Genomic DNA, 6,769 nt, shown 5'->3' with positions numbered 1-6,769 from the left:
GGCCTACCGGCTGCTGCCGGTGGCGGCGCTGCCGCAGGTGGACTACCCGATCATCCAGGTCACCACGCTGTATCCCGGCGCCAGCCCGGGGGTGACCACCAGTGCGGTGACCGCGCCGCTGGAGCGCCAGCTCGGCCAGATTCCCGGGCTGAAGCAGATGTCCTCCACCAGCTCGGGCGGCGCCTCGGTGATCACCCTGCAGTTCTCGCTGGAGGTCGCCCTGGGCGTGGCCGAGCAGGAAGTGCAGGCCGCCATCAACGCCGCCGACAGCTTCCTGCCCGACGACCTGCCGGTGCCGCCGGTGTACCGCAAGGTGAACCCGGCCGACACCCCGATCCTGACCCTGGCGGTGACCTCGCAGGGGCTGTCGCTGCCGCAGGTGCACGACCTGGTGGATACGCGCATGGCCCAGCGCCTGTCGCAGCTGCCGGGCGTGGGCCTGGTCAGCCTGGCCGGCGGGCAGCGCCCGGCGGTGCGCATCCAGGTGAACCCGTCGGCGCTGGCCGCCAACGGGCTGAGCATGGCCAGCATCCGCACCGCGATCGGCGCGGCCAACGTCAACATGCCCAAGGGCAGCTTCGACGGCCCCACCCGCGCGATCATGCTCGATGCCAACGACCAGATGCGCTCGGTGGCCGAGTACCAGGCGCTGATCCTGGCCTACAAGGACGGCGCGCCGCTGCGCCTGGGCGACGTGGCCACGATCGAAGACGGTGCGGAAAACCGCCAGCTGGCCGCGTGGTCGGGCACCACGCCGGCGGTGCTGATCAACATCCAGCGCCAGCCCGGTGCCAACGTGATCGCCGTGGTGGACCAGGTGCGGGCGCTGCTGCCGCAGCTGCAGGCATCGCTGCCCAAGGGCGTGGACGTGGCGGTGCTGAGCGACCGTACCGAATCGATCCGCGCTTCCATCCGCGGCGTCCAGCACGAACTGCTGATCGCCATCGCGCTGGTGGTGATGGTCACCTTCGTGTTCCTGCGCAACATTCCGGCCACGATCATTCCCAGCATCGCGGTGCCGCTGTCGCTGGTGGGCACCTTCGGGGTGATGCTGCTGGCGGGGTTCTCACTCAACAACCTCACCCTGATGGCACTCACCATCGCCACCGGCTTCGTGGTCGACGATGCGATCGTGATGCTGGAAAACATCGCCCGCCACCTGGAGCGCGGGGCCACGCCGATGCAGGCGGCACTGAAGGGCGCCCGGCAGATCGGCTTCACCCTGATCTCGCTGACCCTGTCGCTGATCGCGGTGCTGATCCCGCTGCTGTTCATGGCCGACGTGGTGGGCAAGCTGTTCCACGAGTTCGCGATCACCCTGGCGGTGGCGATCGGCATCTCGCTGCTGGTGTCGCTGACGCTGACCCCGATGATGTGCGCGCGCCTGCTCAAGGCCGGCCATGCCACCCGCCGCGATGCCGACGGCCAGGAATCGGCGCAGCAGGGCGACCCGTTCGACCGCGTGGTGGCGATCTACGACCGCCAGCTGCACTGGGTGCTGCAGCGCCAGCCGCTGATGCTGGGTGCCACCGTGGTCACCCTGCTGCTCACCGCCGCGCTGTACGTGTGGGTGCCCAAGGGCTTCTTTCCGGTGCAGGACGCTGGCCTGATCCAGGGCATCAGCGAAGCGCCGCAGTCGATCTCGTTCCAGGCCATGGCGCATCGCCAGCAGGCGCTTGCGGCGGCGCTGCTGGAAGACGAGGACGTGGCCAGCCTGTCCTCGTTCATCGGCGTGGATGGCAACAACGCCACGCTCAACAGTGGCCGGTTGCTGATCGAACTGAAACCACACGCGCAGCGCAGCAGCGACGCGCAGGCGATCATCGCGCGCCTGCAGCAGCGCGTGGCGCACGTGCCTGGCATCACACTGTACCTGCAGCCGGTGCAGGAACTGGGCATCGAGGATCGGATCAGCCGCACCCAATACCAGTTCACCCTGACCAGCCCCGACAGCGAGCAGCTCGCGCACTGGACGCCCCGGTTGCTGGCCCACCTGCAGCAGTCCGCAGCCCTGGCCGACGTGGCCAGCGACCTGCAGGACCAGGGCCTGCAGGCGCACGTGCTGATCGACCGCGTGGCCGCCGCACGCCTGGGCATCAGCGTGGACGCGGTGGCCGATGCGCTGTACGACGCGTTCGGCCAGCGCCAGATCTCCACCATCTTCACCCAGGCCAACCAGTACCGCGTGGTGCTGGAAGCGCGCCCGGACGCGACCTTCGGGCCGGGCGCCATCGCGCGCCTGCACGTGGCCGGGCCGGACGGCAGGCAGGTGCCGTTGAATGGCATCGCGCGCATCGAGCAGCGGCCGGCGCACCTGTTGATCAACCACGTGGGCCAGTTCCCGGCGGTGACGTTCTCGTTCAACCTGGCACGCGGTGCGTCGCTGGGCGAAGCGGTGCAGGCCATTGAAGGCGCGCGTGCGGCGATCGGCCTGCCCACCGGGGTGGAGCTGCGCCTGCAGGGCGCGGCCGATGCGTTCCGCGCCTCGCTGTCGAGCACGCTGTGGCTGGTGCTGGCCGCGGTGGTGGTGATGTACCTGGTGCTGGGCGTGCTGTATGAGAGTTTCATCCACCCCATCACCATCCTCTCCACCCTGCCCTCGGCCACGGTAGGCGCGCTGCTGGCACTGCTGCTGAGCGGGCGCAGCCTGGACCTGATCGCGGTGATCGGCATCGTGCTGCTGATCGGGCTGGTGAAAAAGAACGCGATCATGATGATCGACTTCGCGCTGGAGGCCGAGCGTGAGTTCGGCCTGGCCCCGCGCCAGGCGATCCACCAGGCCGCGCTGCTGCGCTTCCGCCCGATCCTGATGACCACGCTGGCCGCGCTGTTCGGCGCCATTCCGCTGATGTTCGCCAGCGGCTCGGGCGCGGAGCTGCGGCAGCCGCTGGGCGTGGTGATGGTGGGCGGGCTGATCGTCAGCCAGGTGCTCACCCTGTTCACCACGCCGGTGATCTACCTGTTCTTCGACCGCTTCCGCCGGCACCCGGCCGAACGTACCGACGATGCGGCCGAGGCCCACGCGTGAGTCCGCTGTCGCGGGCGATCGGCTGGTTCGTGCAGCACCCGGTGGCCACCCTGCTGCTGTCGGTGGCGGTGGTGCTGGCCGGCCTGCTCGGTCTGCGGCTGCTGCCGGTGGCGCCGCTGCCGCAGGTGGACTACCCGGCCATCAACGTCAGCGCCAGCCTGCCCGGGGCCAGCCCCGAATCGATGGCGGCCAACGTGGCCACGCCACTGGAGCGGGCGCTGGGCACGATTCCGGGCTTGAGCCGGATCGACTCGGCCAGCACCCAGGGCTCCACCCAGATCGAGCTGCAGTTCGAGTTGGGCCGCGACGTGGACAGCGCCGCGCGCGACGTCCAGGCGGCGATCAACGCCACCCGCGCGCAGCTGCCCAGCGGCATGCCGGGCATGCCCCAGTACAACAAGGTCAATCCCTCGCAGGCACCGATCCTGGCGCTGGCGCTGAGTTCGGACAGCCTCTCGCCCGGGCAGATCTTCGATGTGGCCTCCACGGTGATCGCGCAGAAGCTGGCGCAGATTCCCGGGGTGGGCGAAGTGCAGGTGGGCGGCAGCTCGCTGCCGGCGGTGCGCGTGTCGCTGGATCCCAATGCGCTCAACCAGCAGCGCATCGCACTGGATGATGTCGCGGCGGCCATCCGCACCGCCAACGCGCTCAAGCCGCTGGGCACCGTGGCCAGCCAGAGCCGGCAATGGCAGCTGGAGGCCAGCCTGCAGCTGCGCAGCGCCGCCGAGTACCGCGACCTGATCATCGCCATGCGCGAGGGCCGCCCGGTGCACCTGCGCGACGTAGCGCAGGTCAGCGAGGGCGTGGAAGACCGCTATGCCAGCGGCTTCCACAACCAGCGCCCGGCGGTGCTGCTGATCGTCAGCCGCCAGCCGGATGCCAACATCATCGAGACCGTCGACGCCATCAACGCGCAGATGGACACGCTGCAGGCGCTGCTGCCGGCCAGTATCGACATGCAGGTGGTGATGGACCGCTCGCCGGTGATCCGCGCCACCCTGCACGAGGCCGAGCTGACCCTGCTGCTCGCCATCGCCCTGGTGGTGCTGGTGGTGCTGGCCTTCCTGGGCCATTGGCGCGCCGCGCTGGTGCCCACCCTCGCCATTCCGGTGTCGCTGCTGGGTGCGCTGGCGGTGATCGCGCTGCTCGGTTTTTCGCTCAACACGCTGTCGCTGATGGCGCTGATCGTGGCCGCGGTGCTGGTGGTGGACGATGCCATCGTGGTGCTGGAGAACATCGCCCGCCATCGCGAAGAAGGCGCCTCACCGATGGATGCTGCCCTGCGCGGTGCCGGTGAAGTGGGCGCCACGCTGTTGTCGATGAACATCGCGCTGGCGGTGGTGTTCGTGTCGATCCTGTTCCTGGACGACTTCGTGGAGAAGCTGTTCCGCGAATTTTCGCTGACCCTGGTGGCGGCGATGGGCGTGTCGCTGCTGGTCTCGCTGAGCCTGACCCCGATGCTGTGCGCGCGCCTGCTCGGGCGTGAGCGCCCGGGCACGGGCAACGTGCTGCAGCGGGGCGGCACGGCGTTGTTCGAGCGACTGCGCGGCGGCTACGTGGCCAGCCTGCAGACGATGCTGCGCTGGCTGGCGGTGCCGCTGCTGTTGTTCGGCGCGGTGATCGGGCTGAACGTGTGGCTGTTCCAGCAGGTGCCCAAGGGCATCGTGCCCAAGCAGGACACCGCGCAGCTGCGTGGTTTCGCGCGCGGCGACGACGGGCTGTCGTTCCAGGTGATGCAGCCCAAGATCGATGCGTATCGGACGTTGCTGCTGGCCGATCCGGCCATCAGCGACATCATCGGGTACATCGGCGGGCGCAGCGGGGTCAACAACGCCTTCATCATGATCAAGATGAAGCCGCTGGCCGAGCGCAAGGTGTCCAGCCAGCAGGTGATCGACCGCCTGCGCAGCAACATGCCGAAGATTCCCGGCGGCGGCATGTTCCTGTGGGTGGACCAGGACATCAAGCTGGAAGGCAGCGGCGACAGCGGCCAGTACGAGTTCCAGCTGCTGTCCGGCGAGCTGGAACCCCTACGGCAATGGGCACCCAAGGTGGCCGACGCACTGCGCGCCCTGCCTGAACTGGTGGACGTGGAATCCAAGGGCGACGAAGGCATGCGCCAGGTGGTGCTGGACATCGACCGCGACGCCGCCGCGCGGCTGGGCGTGGACATGCGCATGATCGCCTCGGTGCTCAACAATGCCTTCAGCCAGCGCCAGGTGGCCACGCTGTACGACACGCTCAACCAGTACCGCGTGGTGATGGAACTGGACCCGCGCTACACCCAGGACCCGTCCACGCTGGACCAGATCCACGTGATCGGCAAGGACGGCCAGCGCCTGCCGCTGTCGTCGATCGCCAGCTGGTCCTACGGCATGGCGCCGGACCGCATTTACCACAGCCAGCAGTTCGCCTCGGTCTGGATCGAGTTCGCGCTCGCACCCGGCGTAACCCTGGACCAGGCGGTGAAGGCGGTGGACCGCGCGATGGCCGGGATCATGCTGCCCACCCACGTGCAGGCAAGGCTGAGTGGCGAGGCCGGTGGCTTCGAGACACTGCGCGAGCGCCAGCTATGGTTGATCGTGGGCGCGATGCTCGCGGTGTATCTGGTGCTGGGCGTGCTGTACGAAAGCTTCGTGCAGCCGCTGGCGATCCTGTCCACCCTGCCCTCGGCCGGTGTGGGCGCGCTGCTGGCGCTGATGGCGTTCGGCAACGAGTTGAACCTGATTTCGCTGCTGGGGCTGTTCCTGCTGGTGGGCGTGGTGATGAAGAACACCATCCTGATGATCGACTTCGCGCTGTCAGCCGAACGCGAGCGCGGGTTGTCGTCGTACGACGCCATCTGCGAGGCAGCACGGCTGCGCTTCCGCCCGATCCTGATGACCAGCGTCGCGGCGTTGCTGGGCACGTTGCCGCTGATGCTGGCCACCGGCGAAGGCTGGGAGATGCGGCAGCCGCTGGGCATTGCGATCGTGGGTGGATTGCTGGTGAGCCAGTGGCTGACGTTGTATACGACGCCGGCGATCTACCTGGCCTTGGCGAAGCTGCGGCGGGCGGCCTGAACGATCGGCGACAGGATCAGGACGTTCGGCACCGGGCTCACGGGTCCTGCCGCACCCTCACAAGCAGTGGCGTTCCCTGGCCCTGCTGGAGGGCATCACGGTCGACGCGATAGACCCATTCATCCCAGTCACCGAAGAGCCGGAGATAGCCGTCCAGATCGGCGATAGTCCCGCTTCCGTATCGGCATTGATCGTCCTCAGGCCAGTCCGCAACGAAGAACACGAACGTTTCGTGGCCCGCGGCGTCGCCCGACTGCACCAGCGCCTTCAGTGTTTCAACAACGTGCCTGCGCACATGCCCGAAGTCAGTCGCACCGGCCTCCACGTCCACAGGAAGCCGGCCGACCCAGCACCAGCCGAAACGAGCGGCAAGACGCTGCAAACCAGGACGAAGTTCCACCCAGAATCGATCCAGGCCGTGTTCGATGGATGGGGCGCTGGTTTCGATGCGACCTGCGCATCCACAGGCCTGATCGGAGGGATGCGCGAATGCGATGCCAACTTGATACATACTGCCGTCCTGGCCCGATGTTTGCGGAGACGCTAGCACCCTCGCTGGATTCCCTCAACGAAAGTGCATCCGCAGGCGGAAGAGCCAAGCTCGGCTCCTCAGGAGCGTCACCACTCCCTTGGGAATGGCATCCAGCAGGCACCGAGCTGCCGCGTTCTTCTCGAGCGG

3 protein-coding genes are annotated in these 6,769 nt (G+C 68.1%); 2 read left to right on the top strand and 1 reads right to left on the bottom strand.

Annotation, left to right across the window (positions count from 1 at the left end; translation table 11 throughout):
• Together DBR34_RS16055 and DBR34_RS16050 are read left to right on the top strand one after the other, a co-directional pair.
• A partial coding sequence (locus DBR34_RS16055; RefSeq protein ID WP_258224007.1) for a multidrug efflux RND transporter permease subunit occupies positions 1 to 3,028 on the top strand: 3,028 nt, incomplete at its 5' end.
• Complete coding sequence (locus DBR34_RS16050; protein ID WP_128097541.1) at positions 3,025 to 6,090, top strand: efflux RND transporter permease subunit; 3,066 nt, start codon at positions 3,025 to 3,027, stop codon at positions 6,088 to 6,090. The genes DBR34_RS16055 and DBR34_RS16050, both read left to right, overlap by 4 nt.
• A gap of 37 nt (positions 6,091 to 6,127) precedes the next feature.
• Here DBR34_RS16050 and DBR34_RS16045 read toward each other — a convergent pair whose 3' ends face one another.
• On the bottom strand, positions 6,128 to 6,601 hold the full coding sequence (locus DBR34_RS16045) for a hypothetical protein (protein ID WP_128097540.1): 474 nt from the start codon (positions 6,599 to 6,601) through the stop codon (positions 6,128 to 6,130).
• Positions 6,602 to 6,769: the final 168 nt, after the last annotated feature.

The sequence above is a fragment of the Stenotrophomonas sp. HMWF003 genome (assembly GCF_003061285.1).
In the GTDB taxonomy this organism is placed as follows: domain Bacteria; phylum Pseudomonadota; class Gammaproteobacteria; order Xanthomonadales; family Xanthomonadaceae; genus Stenotrophomonas; species Stenotrophomonas maltophilia_AP.
Note: the sequence above shows the minus strand (reverse complement) of the source record. Positions and strands in the feature narration are given on the sequence as shown.

Coding starts and splice junctions, on each gene's coding strand:
- DBR34_RS16045 (WP_128097540.1), bottom strand. CDS start 6,601: ATGTATCAAGTTGGCATCGCATTCGCGCATCCCTCCGATCAGGCCTGT.